This is a genomic window from Colwellia meonggei, from assembly GCF_057537295.1.
In genome coordinates, this window is record NZ_BAAJLZ010000002.1 from 194,346 (window position 1) to 218,714 (window position 24,369).

The window sequence follows — 24,369 nt, forward strand, 5'->3', positions numbered from 1 at the left end:
AACGTTCTTATACTCCTTTGTATAAATGAACTTTCTTTTTCAATATTAAATTAATTATTTCAGCCATAAAAAAAGCGCTAATAATTTAGCGCTTTTTTCTTTAACTCTACAAAAGTTAAGCTGTTTTCTTAGCTTTGGGCTTTGCTTTCGCCTTAGGTTTTGCTTTGGCCTTTTTCTTCGGTAACTCTTCGACCCATTTACCGTCAATATACTTTGCTGTCCAGCCCGTAGCTTTCGCTTTAGTATCACCAGACTCAATCTCGGTCATAACGTATTGTTCTTTCGTTTTACGGCTATAACGAACAACCGCTAAATTACCATCGGGATCTTGTGCCGGCGCATCAGCAAGGTAATAGAATTTTTCTGAAATCCGATCACGAAAACGCGCGAGCTCAGCTACTTTAGGAGCCCGTGTTTCGCGTGAACGAGGGAACGTATTGGCCGCTAAAAATATACCGGCAGCACCATCACGTAAAACAAAGTGTGCTTCAGATTTTTCACAAGCTAATTCCGGTAATTGTACAGGATCTTCTTTTGGCGGCGCAGCTTCGCCATTTGCCAATAGCTTACGGGTATTTTTACACTCACTATTAGTGCAGTCGAAATACTTACCAAAACGGCCTGACTTTAATTCCATCTCAGATTCACAACGATCACACTCAAGGATCGGACCGTCATAACCTTTTAGTTTAAATTCACCCTTCTCTAGTTCAAGACCATCACAAACAGGGTTGTTACCACAAACATGAAGTTTTCGTGTTTCATCAATCAAGTAGCTGTCCATTGCAGTGCTACATTTATTACAACGATGCATAGCACGAAGCGCTTCGGTTTCTTGATCTTCAGCTAAAACGCTGACAGCCTCTTCACCTGGAGTTAAATTCATGGTGGTAGTGCAACGCTCTTTAGGTGGTAAAGCGTAGCCTGTACAACCTAAGAACACACCAGTTGATCCTGTTCTTATACCCATTTTACGACCACAAGTTGGACAATCAATATCCGTAACAATAGGTTCATTATTACGCATACCACCTTCTTCTGATGGTTTATCAGCGAGGGTTAATTGCTCAGTAAAGTTATGGTAAAAACCATTGAGTACTTCTTTCCAGTTAGCTTTTCCGTCAGCAACTTCATCAAGCTCTTGTTCCATATTGGCTGTAAAGTCGTAATTCATTAGGTTTTTAAAGCTTTCTGATAAGCTATCAGTAACAATTTCACCCATTTTTTCAGCATAAAAACGTTTTTTATCTAAACGTACATAACCACGATCTTGAATCGTCGAAATAATTGATGCATAAGTTGATGGGCGACCAATTGAACGCTTTTCTAACTCTTTTACTAATGACGCTTCACCAAAACGTGCTGGTGGCTTAGTAAAGTGCTGCGATGGATTAAGTTTTTCTAAATGGAGTACTTCGCCAACAGATAAATCTGGTAAGTGCTTGTCATCACCTTTAGATAGTTGAGGGTGGACTCGTGTCCAACCATCAAACTGCATCACGCGACCTTTTGCTTTTAAATCGAACTCAGATGCAGCAACGGTAATAGTGCTGACGGTATAGCGCGCTGCTGTCATTTGACATGCAACAAATTGACGCCAAATTAACTCATAAAGCTTTTTAGCGTCTGCATCAACATCGTTTAGCAATGCCGCTTCAAGCTTCACATTCGACGGACGAATAGCTTCATGCGCCTCTTGCGCATTACCTTTACTACTATAAATTTTAGCTTTTTCTGGTAAATAATTGTCACCAAAATTATCGCTAATATAACCTCGACAAGAATCAACGGCATCTTTACTTAAATTGGTTGAATCGGTACGCATATAAGTAATATGCCCCGCTTCATACAGGCGTTGAGCTAAGCCCATAGTGCGTTTAACACCAAAACCTAATTTTGTGCTTGCAGCTTGTTGTAATGTAGAAGTAATAAACGGCGCTGAAGGTGTACTTTTCGACGGTTTATCTTCACGTTTACTAACCGTAAAGTCGGAAGACTTTAATACTGCTAATGCTTTATTTGTATCGGCTTCATTAGTCGGTTTAAATGCTTTACCATTTTCATGGGAAACGTCTAAAACAAAATCAGCACCCGTTGCAGTTTTAGTTTCCGCATTCACTTCCCAAAACTCTTTAGGATCAAAAGCTTTAATTTCACGCTCTTTTTCTACAACAAGTTTAACCGCAACAGATTGCACTCGACCTGCAGACAAACCACGAGCAACTTTTTTCCACAATAGCGGGCTAACCATAAAGCCAACGACACGGTCTAAAAAGCGTCGTGCTTGTTGAGCGTTAACCCCAGGCATGCTTAACTCACCTGGAGTAGAAAATGCTTGTTGAATGGCATTTTCAGTAATTTCGTTAAAAACAACGCGTTTAAATTTATCGTCATCACCACCAATTATTTCTTTTAAGTGCCAAGCAATAGCCTCTCCTTCTCTATCCAAATCGGTTGCGAGATAGATAGTGTCAGCATTGCTGGCAAGTTTAGTTAATTCACTAACAACTTTTTCTTTACCTGGGAGTGTTTGGTAGTTGGCTTTCCAATCGTTATCGGGGTCAATCCCCATACGATTAACAAGCGCAAGTTTATCGCGCTTTTGCTTATATTTAGCTTTTGCTGCCGGGGTCATTTTTCTTACTTCGGCAGGAGATTTCGCGGCAACTTTTTTACCAGTGCTACCGTGCGGTAAGTCACGCACATGACCTACGCTTGACTTAACAATAAAGTCTTTACCAAGGTACTTGTTAATTGTTTTCGCTTTGGCTGGCGATTCCACAATTACCAGAGATTTTGCCATATTATTCTATATTCCTACTAAGCTGGCTATCGCCAGTTTCGTCACAGGGTTCGCACTTAAATGTTAGATATTGCGCGAGCAACACACCTAACAAAACTTACACTAATCAACCACACTGAGACGTAAAATTAAGTTTGAGACTAAAATTACTATTAGATATATCTGTAATTTAGCAAGCTGACAAGCAATAATTTTTTATATATGTGCCTTTTTACTACTTTTAGCTATAATGATACGAATTTTTCGGCGCCATCATAATCGACTTTTTATAAAAACTTAAGAGCTAAGGCTTAAAAAACTTTAGTTTCTCGCCACTAACAATATTTTTTACAATCACTCCAGGTAGTTTGCGTTCATTTAAGTGAATTTCAATACCTTTTACTAGGAAGAGAATAAACATGACAACTTCATGGTCAGCATTTAAGAATAAAATAACTCAATGCTTATGCCCGCCGGGAAACGGTGTTTTTACTGTAAATACAGCAAAAGAGCGCAAAGAGCAGCTCCATCAAGCATTATTCGGTCAAGCAGATAATATCGATGCTTTATGGAAAAATAGCCTAGATAGTTTGCCAGAATCAGGAAATGCAGTAGTGCTTGGCGTTGCCTCTGACTGTGGTGGCGGTATATTACGTGGTGCAAACTGGGGACCATTATTTGTTCGCTCGACTTTACTTGAACAATATCCGGGATTAACGGCATTTGATTTAGGCGACGTTAGAGTTATCCCACATTTATTACATGATAAATACTTAAATGAAGCAACTTTAGCAAACTGTCGTAAAGCCTTATATCAAAATCCTGACAGTGAGTTTGCAGTTAGCCCATTAACCATCACTGAAGATGTGCTACATGATTTTTATGCTGAATTCCCTAATAAAGGTATTTTTGGTATTGGTGGCGATCACTCAGTAAGCTACCCATTAACCAAAGCCTATTTACAAGCGAAGAAGAAGCAAGGTAAGCGTGCTGCCATTGTCCATTTTGATGCCCATACTGACTTACTCGTTGAGCGCTTAGGTATAGACTTGTGTTTCGGCTCATGGTGTACGCATATTCTTGATGATTTAACAGACAACCGCGACTTAATTCAAGTGGGTATTCGCTCTAGTGGCAAACCAAAATCACACTGGGAAGGTACCTTTGGTGTCAAACAGCATTGGGCTCATGAAGTAAAAGAGCAAGGTGTTGATGCTATTATTGAAAAAATAGTTGGGCAGTTAAAAGCAGACAACGTTGATGAAGTTTATGTAAGTTTTGATATTGACGCGCTAGATGAAACATATGCAGCAGCAACAGGTACTCCTGAGCCTGACGGTCTATCTCCTAATGAAGCAATGAAAATATTGCGTGCTGTGGCGGCTCAGTGCCCCATTACAGGTGCTGACATGATGGAAATAGCCCCATTTACCGATAGCAGCGGGTTAGGTGCTGAAAGCCGTGATAGAACATTAAAAGCAGGTGGAGAAATTTCTGCATTTTTGATTGAAGAAATTAACAAATAGTTAATTTAGTTTTAAATTGAAAAAATAGTATTTCTATATCAGGTTATATTAAGTTTTACTTTCTGAACTTGAATAATAAAAAAAGCCGCTCATTGAGCGGCTTTTTTAAAACTAAATTATCAATTAATTAGCGTCTGTACAATTGCTTGAAACACCAAATGGACTTGAGCCTTGAGGTGGTGGAGCGTCTTCATTTAACACATCCTCTAAAGAAGCGGGCAAGATAAAAGTAGCTTGCTGTGAACTCTCAGTACCACCAACTTTTGCACTAACAACTAAATTAACATTTACCCATCCACCATAGTTTTGTGGATATTTAACATCAATAATTGCACTTCCTTGCTCATCGGTCGTCACCTCACCAATAACAGCAGCTATGTTTCCTGGAGTTAAACTACCATCACCATTTGTGTCCTCTCCAACATCAAGAACACCATCGACATTTAAATCTTCGTTATTACAAGTAGCGCTAGTAGCAACTCCCCATTGTTCAAAGTCACCGCTTTCATCTAATAACTTAACCCAAACGCCTTTTCTGTATCCTTGAGGAACGGCAGAAACGGTCAATACAGTATTTTTAGCTGGTGATGCTGAGTCTACATCTGTAACAAACGCAACGTATTGTTTATTAAACGTCGTACTATCAACCTCAATTAATTCATTACCAGTTCCTAAAGTAATGAACAAATCTCGATCCGCTACAGTTAATGTCACAGTATCAGAAATTGAAGGCTCTTCTTTCACTGTTGCAGTAACAGAAACCCCGTCTTTTGCCGACACTGTGCTTGATGTATAAACAGTATTCGCAGTACCATTACTATCAGTTACAGCACTTGCCGGTAATATACTGCCACTACTTGTTCCAGATAAAGAAAAATCAATAATTTTTCCTTTAACTAAGTTTCCATTCGCATCTTTCACAACAACTGAAATGGTCGAAGTATCTCCGTTCGGCGCTATAGAGTTAGGCGATGCTTGTGCATCAATGGTTGCAACTGTTTCAGCAACGAATTCAAACTCCAATTGGTTTGTCAATGTTATACCGCTGTCACTTCCCGACACAGTAACTAATGCTTTACCAGCATTAACTGATGTGATCGTCGTTGTCGCCTTTCCATCAACAGTTGTTACAGTACTTGGTGTAACTGTACCTCTTGTTGAAGTGAAACTCACTTCAGTACCATCAGCAATTGGACTATTTGAACGATTCCATGTCAATTCTACTGTTGCAGAATCAGATAATAATACATCAGGCAAGCTCGCAGTTTCAGGCTCTACAGCACCTTGCCCATTATTAAAACTCGAGAATAAGAATGAGTCGGCTTGAACAATAACATCATGCTCTGTTGTAACTCCAACTGCGGAAGCTACTAACGTATTTGAACCACCACTTGTGCCAGTTACTGTAAAGCTTGCCTGGCCTGTGATATCAGTTTCAACTGAACTGACAACAGTTATATCTGCTACTGCGCCTGTAGTTGGCGGTAATAAAGTTAAATCAACCCTAGTATTAGAGATACCTTCCCCATCGGAGTTAAGCACTTGAATAAAGAAGACATTTTCATCATTAATAGCCAAAGAAGATGAACCACTAAGGTTAATAGAAGTACCTGTAACTTGAACATCAACGGTGTCATTAACTTGACCACTAATCGACGTAATTGAAATTGTACGATTAGCCGGCTCATTATTTGTTTTTAAAATAGCCGTTGCTTGACCATCAGCCCCTGTAACCGAATTTACCACCTCAATTTGACCTGAAGATGCGCTAAAGGTAATTGTTACCCCCTCAACAAGGTTATTATTTTCATCTTTAGCTATGGTCGTTAAATTAACATTATCATTACCGCTTGATGCTATTTGTTGACTGCTAGCAAATAAACTTATAGCGGCCGCAGTTGGCACACCAACATCACCACCGTCACCTGCACTATTAAAGTTAACGAAAACAAAATCAGTACCGTTAACCGTTGCAGAAATTTGGCCTGAGCCGCTGCTAGAGCCCGCTAATAAATCAATACGGGCTTCACCTTGTGCATCAGTTATACTGGTACTCACGTCTGTTGCAAAGTTAGCCAACTCAGTATTATCAATTGCAAAGGTAACTAACGCATTAGGCACTGGTACTGTTCCTTGCATCAAGGTATAAGTAATTGTCGCTGGCGTTGCTTGTGCCACATCAACATTTGAAATCGTAATGCTGTGCGAAATTTCAACATTATTACCGCCATCACCTGCACTTGTAAAAGCAATAGGGCTTGAATCAATACCATCAACCGTTGCAGTCACAATACCTGAACCACTATTAGTGCCTGCCAACAGGACAATTTGAGCTTGCCCATCGCTATTGGTTGTACTAGTAGCCACATCAGTTTCAAAAGTTGCTAAATTTTCATTATCGATCGAAAACGTCACAAGCTTGCCAGATAAAACCGTTGTTCCTTGTTTTACTACTGCAGTTAACGTTGCTGGAGTTGCTTTTGCAACATTACTATCAGAAATAGCTAATGAAATGGTAATAGCCTCAGGAGTTGTACCTCCATCGCCATCACCTGGGGTTTCCTCAAACCCACCGCTACTGCCCCCACAACCGACTAAAGTTGCAAACAGTAGAATAAAACTAAAGCGTTGAAGTAGCGCCATAAAAAGCATCTCCCTGGTAATTTTTATCATCAACACCTCTCATCTTAACCGAATTTTTCTAAAAAGGTCAGTGATTAGCAAAAAAAACATAATTTCATTGTACTTAGCAATGTTTGCTAATCATTTGATTTATGTTTCAAGCAGCAACATAATACGTTATCGCTTCATAAAACTAGAATAATATGACTGAAATAAAGCAAGCAAGTTTAACCACAAGAATTGTTATCGGTATGATTGCCGGTATTACTATAGGCTTTCTGCTACAGAAACTTATGCCTAATGGTAGCGACTTCGTTATCCCTCTTTATCTTTTCGATGTATCTATTCGAACACTCTTTGTTGACGGTTTATTTGAAGTTATAGGTAAAATTTTTATTGCCAGCTTACAAATGTTGGTGGTGCCTTTAGTCTTTGTATCACTCATTTGTGGTACTTGCTCATTGAAAGACACCTCTAAACTTGGCCGAATTGGCGGTAAAGCCATTGCCTTATATTTAATGACAACAGCCATTGCCATTAGTTTAGCCATGTTCGTTGCATTAATGGTTGAACCTGGCGCGGGTGTTGATAAAGCAACAGATACAACTTTTATAGCAAAAGACTCGCCCCCGTTAGCGCAAGTTTTTATTGATATGTTTCCAACCAACCCTTTCAATGCCTTTGCACAAGGGAATATGCTGCAAATCATTATTTTTGCTCTACTGTTTGGCATGGCCATTGCGCTATCGGGTAAACCTGGTGAGCGTGTTGCAAGTATATTTCAAGATATGAATGAAGTGGTCATGCGACTGGTCACTATTTTAATGAACCTAGCACCTTACGGGGTATTTTGTTTACTTGCTGGTTTGTTTACAGATTTACCTCTAGATAAATTGAAAAACCTAGCATGGTATTTCTTATGCGTATTCTTTGTATTAATAGCACACGCTTTAATTACCTATCCTGTGATATTAAAAACATTAACGCGTTTAAGCCCATTTGTATTCCTAAAGAAAATGCGCGATGCAGCTTTATTTGCATTCTCAACCTCAAGTAGTAACGCAACAATCCCTATCACCTTAGAAACGGCGACAAAGAAATTAGGTGTTAATAATTCAATTTCTTCGTTTACTGTGCCTCTAGGTGCAACAATTAACATGGACGGTACAGCGATTATGCAAGGTGTCGCTACTGTGTTTATTGCTCAAGTTTATAATATTGACTTATCTTTAGCCGACTACTTAATGGTAATTCTTACTGCAACTCTTGCTTCTATTGGTACTGCAGGAGTTCCTGGTGTCGGTCTAATCATGCTAGCCATGGTACTCAATCAAGTTGGCTTACCAGTCGAAGGGATTGGTTTAATTATTGGTGTTGATCGCTTACTCGATATGACAAGAACAGCAGTTAATGTTACTGGCGATAGTATGGTTACTTTAGTGGTTGGCAAGTCGGAAAATCAATTTGATGAAAGCATATTTAATGACGCGAATGCGGGAAAAAATATTGAAAATATCGACTTTCATCATTTAGACAAAGGTTAATTAGCAACAATAAGTCATTAATAGTTAATTTTAAGAGCCATGTTTACAATTATACATGGCTCTTTTTTATTCCGACATTCTTCCCTTAAACAGCTGACACCGTCGTCAAAACCAAATTTATCATCAGTATTCAATCAACTATAAGCTCTGCATATCATCACGTTATCTATTCTAGAGTTACATTTACTGCTTAGTTTTGAGACATAAAAAAGGACGCTTAGCAGCGCCCTTAAAATTCAAACTATTAGCTATTTAGAAATAACTATATTTAAGCTTAATTAGCTAGCCAGTGATTAAAGGCTCAAAACCTTTTACTAAGTCGTCAATAGCTTTCATTTGTGCCAAATACGGCTCAAGCTTATCTAATGGCAATGCACATGGACCATCACATTTCGCTGCTAATGGATCAGGGTGTGATTCAATAAATAAACCAGCAATACCAATTGCCATACCACTACGCGCTAACTGTGCTGCTTGAGCGCGCCGTCCATCTGCAGAGTCCTCACGTCCACCAGGGCGTTGCAATGCGTGTGTAGCGTCAAACATAACTGGCGCATAGTTTTTCATTTCATCCATGGCAAGCATATCTACAATTAAATTGTTGTAACCAAAGCAGCTACCACGCTCACAAAGGATAATATCCTCGTTGCCCGCTTCACCAAATTTATTAATGATATGGCGCATTTCATGAGCAGCAAGAAATTGTGGTTTTTTCACATTAATAATTGCGTCAGTTTTTGCCATAGCAACTACCAAGTCAGTTTGGCGAGCAAGAAAAGCCGGCAACTGAATAATATCCGCCACTTCTGCAACAGGTGCTGCTTGATAAGGTTCATGTACATCAGTAATAATTGGTACATTAAATGTTGATTTAATTTCTTGAAATATCTTTAAACCTTCATCTAAACCTGGACCACGATAAGAGCTAACTGACGAGCGATTAGCTTTATCAAATGATGCTTTAAATACGTAAGGTATATTTAACTTTTCTGTTACCTCAACATACTTTTCTGCAATTGTCATCGCTAAGTCACGTGACTCAAGTACATTCATGCCACCAAACAACACGAAAGGTTTATCATTTGCGATATCGATATCGCCAAGTGAAATTAATTGCTTTGCCATAATGATTTCCAAAATTTTCATAGGACTAATTAACTTAGCCCTGAAACTAAAACTGTTTTAGCTACCAACAATTCTCAATAATTGCCCACATAACCATGCCATATAAGTACCTAAAGCATAACCAAGTACCGCTAATAATACCCCAACAGGTGCAAGAGATGGGTGGAACGCTGAAGCAATAACCGGCGCAGAAGCTGCACCACCAATATTCGCTTTACTACCAACCGCTAAATAAAATACTGGCGCTTTAATAAACTTACCAACAGCAAATAGTAAAACAACATGCACTGCCATCCAAATTAAACCAATCACCATATACTTAGGCGCTTCAACAATTTGGGTAATATCCATATGTAAACCGATAGTCGCCACTAAAACATAAAGGAAGCTACTACCAACCTTCGATGCTCCAACTGATTCAAGCTTTCTTACCTTAGTAAATGAAAGTGCTAAGCCTATGGTTGTTACTATGACGATGATCCAAAACAGCTTACTATGCAAACTAAACTTCTTTAACTCAGGGAAGTTAGTCTGGAAAAACGGTACTAATGAATCTGCGGCTAAATGAGCAAAACCGGCAGCACCTAAGCCAACAGCCAGTATAAGCATATAATCTTTTAATTCAGGATTCTTAGCATTGGCTTTAGTATGCGCTTCAACTTTTTCAACTAAGCGATCAATACTTGAGGTATCGGCGCCATTTTTAGCATCAATACGCTTGTGGTTGGCTGCCATATAAAGCAAGCCCGCCATCCAAATATTAGCAACAACAATATCAACCGTGACCATAATGGTGAATATTTTGCCGTCGGCGCCGTAAATTTCTTTCATGGCAAGCATATTAGCGCCACCACCAATCCAGCTACCGGCAAGTGCCGCCATACCGCGCCAAACTGCATCAGGGCCAGATACACCAATAAGTTCAGGCCATACGGCAGAAACTATTAATAACGCTAGCGGCCCACCGATGATGACACCAACAGTACCCGTTAGGAACATAATAACTGCTTTACTACCTAAACCTGCAATTGCCTTAATATCGATACTTAAGGTTAATAGAACTAAACAGGCTGGTAATAAGTAATATTTTGCGACTTCATCTACCTGACTAATATCTGAACTAACGATGCCAAAAGTATTCAGCAAAGAAGGCAATAAATAACACATTAGTAAAGCCGGAACATATTTATAAAATGAACGACAAGCGGCGTTACTGCTGTTAGAAGTATAAAAAACAAAACCTAAAATGAGCGCTAAAATACCCAGTACCGTTGCATCGTTAGTTATTAATGGCGCATTCGCCACAACTGTATCTTGCATTATTTATCCTTTAAATTTGTTCAACTTAACATTTTGCTAATTATTCTTTTTCTAACATCTTCACGTTAAGTTTAATTAGTGCAATATCGTATCTGAAATTGAAATTTTATCTAGCTGAAGTTTTAAAAGTTGAGCGGCAGGATCTTTCGGACATTGCTCAACAAAATATTGATAATCGTCATACGCCACTTTAAAGCAATCGAGTTGATGCAATAAATAACCTCTATCACGACGTTCAAATGGGTCATTCGGGTTCAAAGCTAACAACATGTCAACACACTTTAACGCATTGTCATATGCTTGCTCACGAATAAATGCTGCTTTTAAACTGCTGATATGTTCAAGCACTAAACTTTCTTGCTTCATAACATCCATTTGTATTTCAAATGGGTCACCTGAAATTTCACTCATTCGCGCGTCAAGTTCATGCCAATTTAACGACTCACCAGTAACGGGGTCGAATATAATCGCATAATTTTCATCGCAAATAATTCGAATCATGGCCTTTTCTGGTACAAAAACTATATCTGCTTTGCAGTCACAAGCATTAGCTACATGAGCGATTAACACGGCTTTAAGCGTTGGAGATATCAGTTTGTGACTTAACGCCGATGGCAATTGATGAGCAATGACAGGCCAAACGGCATGCTGTTTATCAATAAATAGTTGATCAACAAATAAGGCATTAATTAGAACTTCTGCACGCTCTATCGGCTCTTTAACTTTTTCCGTTTCATTTTTACACCAATCAACGAGTTCGCTAAGCTCGTCAACTTTCTGCAAATTAACACCAAAAATATATTCTTCTAGTAATAGGAAGGTTTGCAAAGGTTCATTTTGTTCAGATTTAATTTCTGACAACAACAACTCGTTCATGAATTCTCTTTTAATATTCTAATCGGTATTTTTAGCGTTTTACAAACCGGCTAAAAAAACAGTTTCTTTGCTCATAGCAATACGCACAATTAACATCACCCAGCCCATTGCACCAAGGAAGCCAATTATTTGCATAGCTCTGTTACGCGCTAGTTTTAAGGTGTAGTAACCGGTAAAAATATAAGCAACAACAGCAAATAATTTTTCCGCTAACCACAATTGCTCTGCTGGGTTCAAGGCAAGTTTAATTGATAACGCAATACCTAATCCCAATAGCAAAGTATCGATAATATGTGGGGTGATTTTCAACCATTTCAAGTTTAACTTTTCAGAGTTAACTAATGTTAAAGCAAAACGAAAGGTAAAAAGTAAAATGCTGATCGCAGCAATGGTCATATGTAAATGTTTAAGCACGAAATTCTCCATTTGTTTGTTAGTTTACGCTTTTTTTATTATGTAGAAGTGATAAAGCAGCCGTATGTGATTCTGTCATTATCATTGTAATCTTTAAAGGTCTTAATATTTTTATAACCTAAAGTCGACAGTAGTTCTTGTACCGCCAAACTTTGTTCAAAGCCATGTTCAAGATACAAGTGGCCAGTTTGATTAAAGTAGTACTTTGCTTGGCTGGCAATAACTTTAATATCAGCCAAACCATTATCGCCAGCAACTAATGCCGTCTTCGGCTCAAACCTAACATCACCTTCTGATAAATGCTGGTCTTGCTCGTCAATATAAGGCGGGTTACTAACGATTACATCGTACTTTTTATCTTCAGCGATTGCAGAATACCAATCACTTTGACAAATATTAACCTGCATTAGATTTAAACGTTCAGCATTCGATTTTGCTAATGTAACCGCATCGTGACTATAGTCTACGGCATCTACCTGCCATAGTGGTTGTTCTGAAGCTAATGCTAAAGCGATGGCTCCTGTACCTGTGCCTAAATCTAAACAACTCAGTTTACTATCAAGATGATAATTTAACACCAGTTCAACAAGCACTTCGGTATCAGGGCGCGGAATAAGTGTGGCAGGAGAAACTTGCAAAGGTAGCGACCAAAACTCACGTGTTTTGGTGATATAAGCAATAGGCTCACCTTCCATACGGCGCAATAGTAAGCTAGAAAAACTTACTGCTTCTTGCTTTGATATGCTTTGTTCAGGCCAAGTAAGCAAGTAACTTCTTGGCTTGTTAATAACAAAGCAAATCAATAATTCAGCATCAAGCTTGGCACTATCAGAATTTGGCGACAAACATTGCTGACCATAAGCGATTAGCTGTGCGATGGTTAGCGAAGACAATTGCTCAATCGATAACAATTGCGGTACAACAGAATCGCGCACTAATTTTGCTCAGAAAGCTCTGCTAATAAGTCAGCCTGACTTTCTTGCATAATTGGCTCTAGCACTAACTGCAAACTGCCTTCCATGATTTCGTTTAATCGGTATAAGGTCAAATTGATACGATGATCACTCATGCGACCTTGTGGGAAGTTATAGGTACGAATTCGTTCAGAACGGTCGCCACTAGCAACAAGGTTACGACGAGAAGACTCTTCTTCACTACGACGTTTTTCATCTTCCGCTTGCTGTAAGCGTGCTTGTAATACTGACATAGCTTGTGCACGGTTTTTATGCTGCGAGCGTTGGTCCTGACACTCAACCACAACACCTGTTGGAATATGAGTAATACGAATTGCCGAGTCGGTTTTGTTAACGTGTTGTCCACCTGCGCCCGAGGCACGGAAAGTGTCAACTTTTAAGTCAGCTTTGTTAATTTCAATCGCCTGCGACTCTGGAATCTCTGGCATAACCACAACAGTACATGCAGAAGTATGCACACGACCTTGCGACTCAGTTTCAGGAACCCTTTGTACACGATGCCCACCAGACTCATACTTCATTTGACCGTATACGCCTTCGCCATTAACTTTCACAACGATCTCTTTAAATCCGCCCTGCTCACTTTCGTTGGAATTCATCAACTCAACTTTCCAACCTTGCTTTTCAGCATAGCGGCTATACATGCGGAATAAATCACCAGCGAATATCGCTGCTTCATCACCACCGGCACCGGCGCGAATTTCAACAAAACAGTTGTTATCGTCTTTAGGGTCACGCGGTAATAACAAAATTTGCAACTCGTCGGTCATTTTCTCAACCGCTTTTTTAGCTGCTTTAAATTCTTCTTGCGCCATTTCGCGCATATCAGGATCATCATCCTTCAGCATTTCTTCAGCAGTGGCAAAATCATCTTCAGCTTCTTGAAAGGCATGGAATGCTGAAGTAACAACTTCTAATTGAGAGAATTCTTTAGATAAGGCTTGAAACTTTTCTTGATCCGCAATAGTTTCAGGATCAGACAATAACGCTTGAACTTCTTCAAAACGTTCAACGAGGATCTCAAGTTTTTGATAAACAGATTTATTCATTAAATGATCTTATATAGTCAGAAATTGATGAATTACCCGCGCATTATATTCGACTAGGCAAGTAAATAGCAGTATTTTTTATTCCAAGTTAACTAATAATGAATCAACTTAGTGCTGTAATAGCTGAATGAACCGCCAGCAGTATAAAGGGCTTGACCAGTAGTTTCAATGCTGGCACAAGTATAGGCATCACGCGCTATGATAATTTATAAGTTAATGGTGTATAAAGTAGCGAGTTATTCTTGGTGGTCAATATTGAAAATATCGCGCAAATAAACCAATCTATCTAATTCGCCACCTTGTGCAGCCGACTGAATGGCACTGGTTGGTGCGTGCATAAATTTATTGGTTAATTTCGTGGCAAGCTCCGCGATAACTGCTTCTGGTTTTTTATTTGCAGCGAGCTGTAGCATAGCTTTTTCAAGTAGCTGATCTCGATTATCTAAACACTGTTTACGGTAAGAAATAACAGTATCTTGGGTATTTAAACCGCGTAACCACGACATAAAACTCGACGATTGGTCAGTAACAATACCCTCTGCAAGTACAGCCTCTTTACGGCGATTTTCCAAGTTCTTCGCAATAATACTTTGCAAATCATCAACGGTATAAAGAAAAACATCTTCCAGATCAGAAACCTGCTCTTCAATATCGCGTGGTACTGCTAAATCAACCATAAACATTGGACGATGTTTTCTTTTTGTTAATGCTTGTTCCACCATACCTTTGCCAATAATAGGTAAGGTACTACCGGTAGAACTGATAACGATATCAGCATTTGCCATCATTTCAGGTATTTGCGCCAAGGTAATAACATCAGCACCAAATTGCTCAGCCATATTTTCTGCGCGGCTTAATGTTCGATTAGCCACTGTAATATGGCCGACTTTATTTTCATAAAGGTGTTTAGCAACCAACTCAATGGTTTCACCAGCGCCAACAAGCAGTACCCGCGCTTTTTCTAAACTGGCAAAAATATGTTTAGCTAAGTTAACCGCAGCAAATGCAACTGAAACAGCACTTGCGCCAATTTCAGTGTCAGTACGTACTTGCTTAGCTACACCGAAAGTACGCTGAAATAATCGGTCCATCACTAATGCCATAGAACCCGCTGCTTTCGCTTGGTTATAGGCCTGTTTCATTTGCCCTAATATTTGTGGTTCGCCTAAAACTAATGAGTCCAATCCACAAGCAACACGCATCATATGATTTACAGCATGTTGATCTTGATGCCAATATAAACTTGGAGTAATGGTTGAAGCGGGTACATTATGATGTTGTTCTAACCATCGAACAATTCGCTCCTGAGTCACTGCCACTTCACCTTCTTGCACTAAGTACAGTTCGGTACGATTACAGGTTGATAAAATCGCCGCTTCTTTGCATTCAACTGAATTAACAAGCTCTTGCAAAGCAGTACTCAAGTTATCTGGGTTAAAAGAAATTTTTTCCCTAACGGCAACCGGAGCGGTTTTGTGATTTATACCTACTGCAACTATCGACATACGAATATAGTGGATCCAATTAAATTTCAACGGCAAGCAAATATTGCTGCGAATGATGAGTTATTTCAGAGCTAATTATAAGCTAGTAATAACTTGTTGGCGCTATTATCGGCCAGATAATAAAAAAAACCTATGATCTGCGACAAAAAATCGCGATAATTTTACGAAAGATCACATTAAATTGAAAGGTGATAGTGTGCTATTACTCAGACATTTTCGTTATTTAATATTGCCATAGCCGACAATTTTAATGCATACGGCTACTTTTAGTTCAAAATTAACTTACGATTACTTCGCTACTGAAAAAAATGAGCGAGTTAACATTAACTAAGCAAGGAAAAACATGCACAGCAAGCATCTTATTACGCTGTTTTTATTAAGTATATTAACGGCTTGTAGCAGCATAAATGATGTCCCCGTTGACAATAATCATCTCAACCAAGAAATTAATGTTCGAAATGAACAATTATTAGCACTTAATAATTGGGTAATCGCCGGAAAGATTGCTTTTATTACCAATAAAGAACGACAAAGTGCGACATTACATTGGCAAAAAAACACAGAACAAGAAAGTGAACTATTGAACTTATCAACCGTATTTGGCATTAAAGTGCTTGAACTAAAGCGTGAGAAAAGTAACTTTACTGTAGAGGTTGATGGCGAAAGTTACCAAACCCAAGACTTAGACAATTTAATTTACCAGTTAACGGGTTTAAACTTACCGACTCGAGCAATGAACAACTGGCTAAAGGGTATTGCCTATTTGCCTTCAGATACCATTCAATATCACGAAATAACGCAACTGCCAGATGTGCTAATCAGTCAATATAACAATAAGGTTTGGCAAATAAATTACAGCAAATATCATCATATTGGTCCATTTCAGTTAGCAAAACAATTAACCATTCAACAAGACGATTTACGGATAAAAATTGTTATCCACTCTTGGAAGATTTAACGAGGCAGCCTTGAATACAAAAGCATTTTTTTCATTTTCCGCACCAGCGAAGTTAAACTTATTTCTACATATTGTTGGTCAACTTGATAATGGCTACCATCAGTTAGAAACGGTTTTCCAGTTTTTAGATCACAGCGATACGTTATTCATTCGAGTTAACGATAAAAACCATATTAATTTATTAACGCCAATTGCCGGTGTTAATAACGATGATAATTTAATTGTAAAAGCCGCTCGATTATTACAATCGCATACACAATGCCAACAAGGGGCGGATATTAAACTTGAAAAAATACTGCCTATGGGTGGCGGCCTAGGTGGTGGCTCCTCAAACGCAGCTACTATTTTATTGGCATTAAATGCCCTATGGCAGACCAAGCTATCAACAGCAGAACTTGCCGAACTTGGCATCAAACTGGGTGCCGACGTGCCTATTTTCGTACATGGTTTTGCCGCTTTTGCACAAGGTATTGGTGAACAGCTAACACCAGCATCACCGAAAGCGTATTGGTATTTAGTCTCAAAACCTGATTGTAGTATTTCTACGCAAAGTGTTTTTAACGCTACCGATCTAACCAGAGATACAGCCACTATACGATACAGCGATGCTGACATCGAAAATTATCATAATGATTGTCAAACTTGGGTAATAAAACACTACCCTGAGGTTGCCAAGCTACTGAGTTGGTTGATAGAATACGCGCCGTCTCAAATGACTGGCACTGGCGCGTGTATTTTCTCTCGTTTTAGTTCAGAAAAAGAGGCTCGCTTCGTACAGTCTCAACTTCCAAAAGGAATTGAGTCATTCGTTGCTAAAGGATTAAATCAATCCCCTTTACATGCTGAAATTATGGCAATAAATGGGCATTGAGTTCAGATGAAATATCATCTAAATGCCATTAAAACTGGCAAAAATAAAATAATTTGCTGATATTTAACGTAACGTTTTATTCAGTATCGTAATGTAAATGTCAAAAGTTTCTGAGGAACTGACAGTGCCTGACATGAAAATTTTTGCGGGTAACGCCACCCCTGAACTGGCCAAACAAATCGCTAATCGCCTTTACATCACCTTAGGCGAAGCCAAGGTCGGTAGTTTTAGTGATGGTGAAATTAGTGTTGAAATCACTGAAAACGTACGTGGTGCGGATGTTTTTATCATTCAATCAACATGTGCGCCTACCAATGATAACTTAATGGAATTAATCGTAATGATTGATGCATTACGTCGTGCGTCAGCAGGTCGTATTACTGCCGTTATGCCTTACTTTGGTTATGCTCGCCAGGATCGCCGCGTTCGAAGTGCTCGTGTACCAATTACCGCTAAAGTTGTTGCTGACTTCCTATCAAGCGTTGGTGTTGACCGTGTATTAACCGTTGATTTACACGCTGAGCAAATTCAAGGTTTCTTTGATGTACCAGTAGACAATGTTTTCGGTACGCCTATCTTATTAGAAGATATGTTAGACAGAAATATTGAAAACCCCGTGGTTGTTTCTCCTGATATCGGTGGTGTTGTACGTGCACGTGCTGTGGCAAAACTATTAGATGATGCTGACCTAGCTATTATCGATAAGCGTCGCCCGAAAGCAAACGTTGCCCAAGTTATGCACATTATTGGTGATGTTAAAGGCCGTGATTGTTTTATCGTTGATGACATGATCGATACTGGTGGTACGTTGGCAAAAGCTGCTGAAGCATTAAAAGACCACGGTGCAAAACGCGTGTTTGCTTATGCAACTCACCCTGTGCTGTCAGGAAATGCTGCTGAGAACCTGAAAAACTCAGTTATTGATGAAGTGGTTGTTACTGATTCAATTCCACTATCAAAAGAAATTAAAGCGCTAGGCAATGTTCGCCAACTTACCTTAAGTGGTATGTTGTCAGAAGCTATTCGCCGTGTTTGTAACGAAGAGTCTATCTCTGCTATGTTTGACGCTTAATCAGACATAGCTAATTCGTGAACAGCGTAAAAAGCACCTTAGGGTGCTTTTTTTGTTTGCCAACTTTACTATATTTAACCTTTAAATAAATTATCATTTGTCGAATAAGCGTCAAATATCACAACTTATCAGTTAGCTATGCATTACTACCCTTTTGTTCGGTGGCGCTGTTAATTGATTCACGTTTAAAGTGCTCGCTCCCAGCAGTAACACGGCATATTTAGCTCAAAAGTGAACTTTGCCATAAATATAGCGATAAAAATTGGATCTCAACTAGGCTGAGTGTTATCATGCCGCGCCTTTTTTAACTAAATATAAATCTACTTGTTAGTTTTAACATTTATTAATCAAGGAAACAGGTTGTTTTTGGTCGCAAAAAACAACGACTTTTAATTATTTATATAATGGATATTAACCATGACTGATTTATTTACGTTGGATGCAGAAGTACGTACAGATTTAGGGAAAGGTGCGAGCCGCCGCCTACGTCACGCGAACAAAATTCCAGCGATCCTATACGGTGAAGGCCAAGAGCCAGTTTCTTTAACACTTGAGCACAAAACAGTTTACCGTGCGCAACAAGAAGAAGCTTTCTACTCTCACGTTTTAACATTAAATGTTGACGGCAAGCCAGTTGAGTGTCTTTTAAAAGACATGCAACGTCACCCATTCAAGCAATTAGTAATGCACTTAGATTTCTTACGTGTTGACGCTACTCACCCAGTACATGTTAACGCTCCAGTTCACTTCATCAACGAAGAAGCTGCAGAGAAAAAAGGTGGTAACGTTTCTCACCACGTGAACGAAATTGCTGTTACTTGTTTACCTGCTGACATCCCTGAGTTCATCGAAGTTGATGTTGCTAACTTAGAAGTTGGTCAAACTCTACATTTATCAGACATCGCTTTACCTAAAGGCGTTACATCTGATGAACTAGCTAAAGGCGAAAGCCATGACCAAGCTGTTGCTTCATTGAACGCTCCTAAAGGTTCAAGCGACGATAGCGAAGCAGAAGCAACTGAAGAAGCTCCAGCTGAGTAATTTTTAATATTACTGCTGATGACAAAGCTTAAAGGGCCTATGTTCTAAACATACCCTTTAAGCTTTTTAGTTTTAAATGTGCTTGAATTTATCGACCTAAAATTTGAATAACAAGAGTATCCTATTAGATGACAATTCAATTAGTAGTCGGCTTAGGAAATCCAGGTTCAGAATACAGTAAGACCCGCCATAATGCCGGTGATTGGTTCGTTCAAGAACTCGCATCACGTTACAACATTTCACTAAAGCCAGAAAAAAAATATTCAGGCCTCTACGGGAAAGGATTAATTGCCGGGCAATTAGTTCATCTACTTATTCCAACTACGTTTATGAATCGCAGTGGACAAGCCGTAGCACCATTAGCCAATTTTTTTCGTATCCCTGTTGAAAATATTCTTGTCGCCCACGATGAGTTAGATATGTTGCCTGGCGCTTGTAAAATCAAACAAGGTGGCGGGCACGGTGGTCACAATGGCTTACGCGATATTATTTCACGTATGGCAAATAACAAAGAATTTTATCGGTTACGCATTGGTATTGACCATCCAGGTCATCGCGATCGCGTTACTGGGCATGTACTTGGTAAAGCACCTGCCAGCGAACAAAACTTAATTGACCAAGTGATAGACGAAGCTGTGCGCTGTTTTGAAATTTGGCAAAAAGACGATATTAAAAAAGCTCAAAATCGTCTACATTCTTTTAAAGCGCAATAACAAGTATTGCGACAACATAATAGGTAATTATCATGGGATTTAAATGTGGTATTGTTGGCTTGCCCAACGTCGGGAAATCAACACTTTTCAACGCGCTAACCAAAGCGGGTATTGAAGCTGCTAACTTTCCATTTTGTACAATTGAGCCTAATACTGGTGTGGTACCTGTTCCTGATCCTCGCTTAGATAAGCTAGCAAAAATCGTTAATCCTGAACGTGTACTTGCCACCACTATGGAATTTGTTGATATTGCAGGCCTTGTTGCTGGTGCATCAAAAGGTGAAGGCTTAGGTAACAAATTCTTAGCCAATATTCGTGAGACTGACGCCATTGGCCATGTTGTTCGTTGTTTTGAAAACGACAACATCATCCACGTTGCTAATAAAATTGATCCTGCTGAAGATATCGATGTCATTAATACTGAACTAGCTTTGGCCGATATGGATACTGCTGAGCGCGCTATTCAACGCCAAGTCAAAAGAGCTAAAGGTGGTGATAAAGATGCTAAATTTGAATTACCAGTATTAGAAAAAATATTAAAGCATGTTGAAGATGGTGAAATGGTACGTTCTTTAGAGTTATCTAAAGAAGAAAAAGCTGCAGTTGCTTACTTAAATTTCTTAACAATTAAGCCAACCATGTATATTGCCAATGTTAACGACGATGGTTTTGAAAACAACCCGTACCTTGACGTTGTTCACGCTATTGCAGAAAAAGAAAATGCCGTTGTTGTTGCTGTTTGTGCCGAAATTGAAGGCGAATTGTCTGAAATGGATGATGAAGACCGCGAAGAATTTATGGCTGAAATGGGCTTAGAAGAACCTGGACTTAATCGTGTAATTAATTCTGGCTACGGCTTATTGCATTTGCAAACTTACTTTACCGCCGGTGTAAAAGAAGTTCGCGCATGGACTGTTAAGCAAAATGCAACAGCACCACAAGCGGCAGGTGTTATTCATACCGACTTTGAAAAAGGCTTTATTCGCGCTGAAGTAGTCGCCTACGATGACTTTATTGAATTTAACGGTGAGTCAGGCGCTAAAGAAGCAGGCAAATGGCGCCTAGAAGGTAAAGACTACCGAGTAAAAGATGGCGACGTAGTGCATTTTAGATTTAACGTATAAACGATTAACTTTATTGTTTATCATTATTATCTCAAAAGAGAGCTTCGGCTCTCTTTTTTATTACCTATATATTGACAGTATCAAACTCAATCCCTCAAACTATTAGAACTCTATCAGGCCTTTCTAGCCCCAACATATAATTTACTGTCACTCAAAAGAAGTGACTAGCGTAATAGTAGAGGCTGCGAGTTTTTACAGCAAAACTGGCAATGTTGTGGATTAGGATTAGACTGCTAATAACAACAATAGAAAAATATTAGGGATCCGTATGAAAACTTCTTTAACTATTGCTCTTGTAACAGCAGCACTACTTTCTTACTCAACACCAAGTTACTCCTATGAGGACAGCATGTCTTTGCGTATCTGTGAGTACGTTTCAATTAATGATAAAAAGCGCTTACGAAAATATTTAAAATCAAGTAAATTAAAAATACGGTCAATTTTTGATAGTGTTCAATGTAATGGTAAAAACCTCCTTGTTTTTTCAGCTGCATCGAAAGCCCTTGATGTTGGAGAATACATAATTGGTAAACTCCCCGTTAAAGTCGTTAAAGAAAATTTACCTGCAATCAATGAAAATTCTGCACATTTAACAAAAGTTGCCAATAAACGAATCAAATAAGGTATCAACTCAGCATTTAAAAAGTGCAATTTGGGTGGCTATAGAAAGCACAAATTGAACAACAAAGTCATTTTTTGTGTAGATATCGGCCAAATTGCACAGTGAATAGCCAAACAATCAAAAAGTCTTATTTTTTTGATAAAAAACGGTTGACGTAGCCCAATGAGATTTGCATAATACGCGCCACTTGCTGAGAGGCGAGATGGAAAGGCTACATAGCTCAGCTGGTTAGAGCACATCACTCATAATGATGGGGTCCCAGGTTCAAATCCCGGTGTAGCCACCACTCTTTTCAACGCAAATATTGAAATGCGGGAATGGCGGAATTGGTAGACGCGCTGGATTTAGGTTCCAGTATCGCAAGATGTGAGAGTTCAAGTCTCTCTTCCCGTACCATTTCAATGTAATTATTATTAAATAATTACGAAAGTAAGTACATTGCTGGGGTATAGCCAAGCGGTAAGGCAGCGGGTTTTGATCCCGTCATTCTGAGGTTCAAATCCTCATACCCCAGCCACTTTCTTTATTCTCTGTATTATTCGAAAGTTTATCAATGTTACTTACCTGTCATAGAAGTATCCAGTTGGGGTATAGCCAAGCGGTAAGGCAGCGGGTTTTGATCCCGTCATTCTGAGGTTCAAATCCTCATACCCCAGCCACTTCCTTTTGATTGAAAATCATCTCACTTTATTGAGATAACTACCTGAAAATGCGGAAGTGGCGGAATTGGTAGACGCGCTGGATTTAGGTTCCAGTATCGCAAGATGTGAGAGTTCAAGTCTCTCCTTCCGCACCATTTCAAACTTTCTAATTATTTTTCTATACTTATTACGTCCTCTATATAAATTTATACTTACTTTCCTTATTACCGACTAGTTTTCATGTTGACGTGTTATTAGTTCTTCAAAATTTCTTGTGTGTATTTATTTAATTAAATTTCTAATTAATGCATTCATAATTACTGTTTAATAACATCAACATCATGGCTATATGATAAACACCACTGCAAATTTATTTACCTACTCTATATATTCGCTATAGTTATTATGCTCAAAAGAGCTAAATTCCACATGCGTATGCTAGTGCTTTACTTTTCAAAAAAGGAAGTTTATTCACCATAGACAATGCAGAATTGCGGGCGAACTTAGCCAATGGCGAAATATGGCCAAATGATAGGTATAATGCGTCCATAGTGGTCATCATCAATAAATTGTCTTTTCGACGCATTTTTTCGTAGTCAGTCATCACTGACGAACTAGACCATGACTCTCCATTCCCTATCGCTTCAGCAATCACGCTTTGTAATGCCTTAACATCCTTAAAGCCTAAATTTACACCTTGGCCCGCCATGGGGTTTATTGTATGAGCAGCATCACCTAGTAAAACAACACGACCTTTGCTGTATTGATTTGCATGTCGACGGGTCAATGGGAACGCTGCTTTTGTCACCACTTCAACATCTCCAAGACGCTGTGGAAACGCTTGCTGAATTTCTTGTTGCAAGCTCGCATTCGAAAGTGCAGATAAACGACTAATTTCATCTTTTTCATGGTACCAAACCAAAGATGCACTATTACCTGGCATAGGCAACATAGCGACAGGCCCAGTTGGAAAATACTGTTGCCAAGTAATATCCTGCTGCGGCAATTGAGTTTTAACATTCACTAGCATGGCAGATTGTGCATAATCCCAACCGGTAATACCTATATTAACTAATTTTCGCACCTGAGAGCTTGCCCCATCAGCAGCAATAATTAATTTGGCCTTAATGACTTGAGAGGATAATGTTAGAAATGCACTTGTGGAATTCTGTTCGATACCGAGTAAAGATTCTGGACAGAATGTCGAGACATTTTGGTGTTCATCAAGTTTTTGCCACAATGAAAGTTGAATTAAGCGGTTTTCAATAATATGGCCTAAATGGCTTTGCTCGATGTCTTTAGCATTAAACTCAGTATAAGCTTGTGCATTTTCCCATACCGCTAAACGCTTATATGGACACATACGCCACTGTTTTAGCTGTTGCCACGCACCAAGTTGCTTTAATAATAGCTCTGAAGCTAAAGAAATGGCAGAAACTCTTAAATCAAATGCTTGCTCTGGGGCATACGTTGCTGGCAGTGAGCGTTCAATAACTGCAACTTTCAAACCTAACTCGGCCATAGACAATGCACTCGCAGCACCGACCATACCACCACCAACAACTACACAATCAAACTGTTTCATAACCA

The 24,369-nt window shown here is 39.1% G+C and carries 19 protein-coding genes and 5 tRNA genes; 14 read left to right on the plus strand and 10 right to left on the minus strand.

The annotated features are described in order from the left end of the window. Positions 1-115: 115 nt before the first annotated feature. The gene (topA, locus tag AC27E9_RS06990; RefSeq protein ID WP_487128621.1) at positions 116-2,803 is read right to left on the minus strand and encodes a type I DNA topoisomerase; all 2,688 of its coding nucleotides are present in this window, start codon (positions 2,801-2,803) and stop codon (positions 116-118) included. Positions 2,804-3,201: 398 nt separating this feature from the next. Between topA and AC27E9_RS06995 the strand changes: the two genes are divergently transcribed. Next, entirely contained in the window at positions 3,202-4,308 is a 1,107-nt protein-coding gene (locus AC27E9_RS06995; RefSeq protein WP_487128623.1) for an arginase family protein, read from the plus strand. A 123-nt stretch (positions 4,309-4,431) separates the two neighbouring features. On the opposite strand, the gene AC27E9_RS07000 is transcribed toward AC27E9_RS06995, so the two are convergent. After that, positions 4,432-6,951: a beta strand repeat-containing protein gene (locus tag AC27E9_RS07000; RefSeq protein WP_487128625.1), complete on the minus strand. Its 2,520-nt coding sequence runs from the start codon at positions 6,949-6,951 to the stop codon at positions 4,432-4,434. Between the two features lie 182 nt (positions 6,952-7,133). On the opposite strand from AC27E9_RS07000, the gene AC27E9_RS07005 reads away from it, so the two are divergent. Next, entirely contained in the window at positions 7,134-8,474 is a 1,341-nt protein-coding gene (locus AC27E9_RS07005) for a dicarboxylate/amino acid:cation symporter (protein WP_487128627.1), read from the plus strand. Positions 8,475-8,756: 282 nt separating this feature from the next. Here the strand turns inward: AC27E9_RS07005 and kdsA are convergent, their stop codons facing one another. From kdsA to hemA, 7 genes are all read right to left on the minus strand, one after another. Further along, complete coding sequence (gene kdsA / locus AC27E9_RS07010) at positions 8,757-9,599, minus strand: 3-deoxy-8-phosphooctulonate synthase (RefSeq protein ID WP_487128629.1); 843 nt, start codon at positions 9,597-9,599, stop codon at positions 8,757-8,759. Positions 9,600-9,656: 57 nt separating this feature from the next. Next, complete coding sequence (locus AC27E9_RS07015) at positions 9,657-10,919, minus strand: DUF819 family protein (protein WP_487128631.1); 1,263 nt, start codon at positions 10,917-10,919, stop codon at positions 9,657-9,659. 75 nt (positions 10,920-10,994) lie between these two features. Next, positions 10,995-11,795 carry a tetratricopeptide repeat protein gene (locus tag AC27E9_RS07020; protein ID WP_487128633.1) on the minus strand — a complete coding sequence of 267 codons (801 nt, stop codon included), beginning with the start codon at positions 11,793-11,795 and terminating at the stop codon, positions 10,995-10,997. Positions 11,796-11,834: 39 nt separating this feature from the next. Beyond that, positions 11,835-12,209: a SirB2 family protein gene (locus tag AC27E9_RS07025; RefSeq protein ID WP_487128635.1), complete on the minus strand. Its 375-nt coding sequence runs from the start codon at positions 12,207-12,209 to the stop codon at positions 11,835-11,837. 38 nt (positions 12,210-12,247) lie between these two features. Continuing rightward, complete coding sequence (prmC, locus tag AC27E9_RS07030; protein WP_487129180.1) at positions 12,248-13,102, minus strand: peptide chain release factor N(5)-glutamine methyltransferase; 855 nt, start codon at positions 13,100-13,102, stop codon at positions 12,248-12,250. Between the two features lie 41 nt (positions 13,103-13,143). After that, the gene (gene prfA, locus AC27E9_RS07035) at positions 13,144-14,232 is read right to left on the minus strand and encodes a peptide chain release factor 1 (protein WP_487128636.1); all 1,089 of its coding nucleotides are present in this window, start codon (positions 14,230-14,232) and stop codon (positions 13,144-13,146) included. 236 nt (positions 14,233-14,468) lie between these two features. Then, on the minus strand, positions 14,469-15,737 hold the full coding sequence (hemA, locus tag AC27E9_RS07040; RefSeq protein WP_487129182.1) for a glutamyl-tRNA reductase: 1,269 nt from the start codon (positions 15,735-15,737) through the stop codon (positions 14,469-14,471). A 343-nt stretch (positions 15,738-16,080) separates the two neighbouring features. Between hemA and lolB the strand changes: the two genes are divergently transcribed. The 12 genes from lolB to AC27E9_RS07100 all read left to right on the plus strand — a co-directional run bounded on the left by lolB (position 16,081) and on the right by AC27E9_RS07100 (position 22,934). Beyond that, positions 16,081-16,695, plus strand: coding sequence for a lipoprotein insertase outer membrane protein LolB (gene lolB, locus AC27E9_RS07045; protein WP_487128637.1), 615 nt, complete (start codon positions 16,081-16,083; stop codon positions 16,693-16,695). A gap of 10 nt (positions 16,696-16,705) precedes the next feature. Continuing rightward, positions 16,706-17,566: a 4-(cytidine 5'-diphospho)-2-C-methyl-D-erythritol kinase gene (ispE, locus tag AC27E9_RS07050; protein WP_487128638.1), complete on the plus strand. Its 861-nt coding sequence runs from the start codon at positions 16,706-16,708 to the stop codon at positions 17,564-17,566. A gap of 124 nt (positions 17,567-17,690) precedes the next feature. After that, positions 17,691-18,638, plus strand: coding sequence for a ribose-phosphate pyrophosphokinase (locus AC27E9_RS07055; RefSeq protein ID WP_487079910.1), 948 nt, complete (start codon positions 17,691-17,693; stop codon positions 18,636-18,638). A gap of 417 nt (positions 18,639-19,055) precedes the next feature. Then, on the plus strand, positions 19,056-19,679 hold the full coding sequence (locus AC27E9_RS07060; protein ID WP_487128639.1) for a 50S ribosomal protein L25/general stress protein Ctc: 624 nt from the start codon (positions 19,056-19,058) through the stop codon (positions 19,677-19,679). 128 nt (positions 19,680-19,807) lie between these two features. Next, a complete protein-coding gene (pth, locus tag AC27E9_RS07065) occupies positions 19,808-20,392 on the plus strand; it encodes an aminoacyl-tRNA hydrolase (protein WP_487128641.1) in 585 nt (194 codons plus the stop codon). A 32-nt stretch (positions 20,393-20,424) separates the two neighbouring features. Continuing rightward, positions 20,425-21,516 (plus strand): redox-regulated ATPase YchF, encoded by a 1,092-nt coding sequence (gene ychF, locus AC27E9_RS07070; protein WP_487128643.1) that lies wholly within the window; start codon positions 20,425-20,427, stop codon positions 21,514-21,516. A gap of 268 nt (positions 21,517-21,784) precedes the next feature. After that, positions 21,785-22,138: a DUF3718 domain-containing protein gene (locus AC27E9_RS07075; protein WP_487128644.1), complete on the plus strand. Its 354-nt coding sequence runs from the start codon at positions 21,785-21,787 to the stop codon at positions 22,136-22,138. A gap of 209 nt (positions 22,139-22,347) precedes the next feature. Further along, positions 22,348-22,424 (plus strand) — tRNA-Met (locus tag AC27E9_RS07080). 25 nt (positions 22,425-22,449) lie between these two features. After that, a tRNA-Leu gene (locus AC27E9_RS07085) sits at positions 22,450-22,534 on the plus strand. Positions 22,535-22,580: 46 nt separating this feature from the next. Beyond that, positions 22,581-22,655: transfer RNA gene (locus AC27E9_RS07090), tRNA-Gln, on the plus strand. A gap of 67 nt (positions 22,656-22,722) precedes the next feature. Further along, positions 22,723-22,797: transfer RNA gene (locus tag AC27E9_RS07095), tRNA-Gln, on the plus strand. A gap of 52 nt (positions 22,798-22,849) precedes the next feature. Further along, positions 22,850-22,934 (plus strand) — tRNA-Leu (locus tag AC27E9_RS07100). A gap of 263 nt (positions 22,935-23,197) precedes the next feature. Here AC27E9_RS07100 and AC27E9_RS07105 read toward each other — a convergent pair. Beyond that, complete coding sequence (locus tag AC27E9_RS07105) at positions 23,198-24,364, minus strand: FAD-dependent oxidoreductase (RefSeq protein ID WP_487128646.1); 1,167 nt, start codon at positions 24,362-24,364, stop codon at positions 23,198-23,200. Between the last annotated feature and the right edge of the window lie 5 nt (positions 24,365-24,369).

Bases quoted from the DNA above. Each gene is read 5' to 3' on its own strand.
- topA (WP_487128621.1), bottom strand. From the start codon at position 2,803: ATGGCAAAATCTCTGGTAATTGTGGAATCGCCAGCCAAAGCGAAAACA.
- AC27E9_RS06995 (WP_487128623.1), top strand. From the start codon at position 3,202: ATGACAACTTCATGGTCAGCATTTAAGAATAAAATAACTCAATGCTTA.
- AC27E9_RS07000 (WP_487128625.1), bottom strand. From the start codon at position 6,951: ATGGCGCTACTTCAACGCTTTAGTTTTATTCTACTGTTTGCAACTTTA.
- AC27E9_RS07005 (WP_487128627.1), top strand. From the start codon at position 7,134: ATGACTGAAATAAAGCAAGCAAGTTTAACCACAAGAATTGTTATCGGT.
- kdsA (WP_487128629.1), bottom strand. From the start codon at position 9,599: ATGGCAAAGCAATTAATTTCACTTGGCGATATCGATATCGCAAATGAT.
- AC27E9_RS07015 (WP_487128631.1), bottom strand. From the start codon at position 10,919: ATGCAAGATACAGTTGTGGCGAATGCGCCATTAATAACTAACGATGCA.
- AC27E9_RS07020 (WP_487128633.1), bottom strand. From the start codon at position 11,795: ATGAACGAGTTGTTGTTGTCAGAAATTAAATCTGAACAAAATGAACCT.
- prfA (WP_487128636.1), bottom strand. From the start codon at position 14,232: ATGAATAAATCTGTTTATCAAAAACTTGAGATCCTCGTTGAACGTTTT.
- hemA (WP_487129182.1), bottom strand. From the start codon at position 15,737: ATGTCGATAGTTGCAGTAGGTATAAATCACAAAACCGCTCCGGTTGCC.
- lolB (WP_487128637.1), top strand. From the start codon at position 16,081: ATGCACAGCAAGCATCTTATTACGCTGTTTTTATTAAGTATATTAACG.
- AC27E9_RS07060 (WP_487128639.1), top strand. From the start codon at position 19,056: ATGACTGATTTATTTACGTTGGATGCAGAAGTACGTACAGATTTAGGG.
- pth (WP_487128641.1), top strand. From the start codon at position 19,808: ATGACAATTCAATTAGTAGTCGGCTTAGGAAATCCAGGTTCAGAATAC.
- ychF (WP_487128643.1), top strand. From the start codon at position 20,425: ATGGGATTTAAATGTGGTATTGTTGGCTTGCCCAACGTCGGGAAATCA.
- AC27E9_RS07075 (WP_487128644.1), top strand. From the start codon at position 21,785: ATGAAAACTTCTTTAACTATTGCTCTTGTAACAGCAGCACTACTTTCT.
- AC27E9_RS07105 (WP_487128646.1), bottom strand. From the start codon at position 24,364: ATGAAACAGTTTGATTGTGTAGTTGTTGGTGGTGGTATGGTCGGTGCT.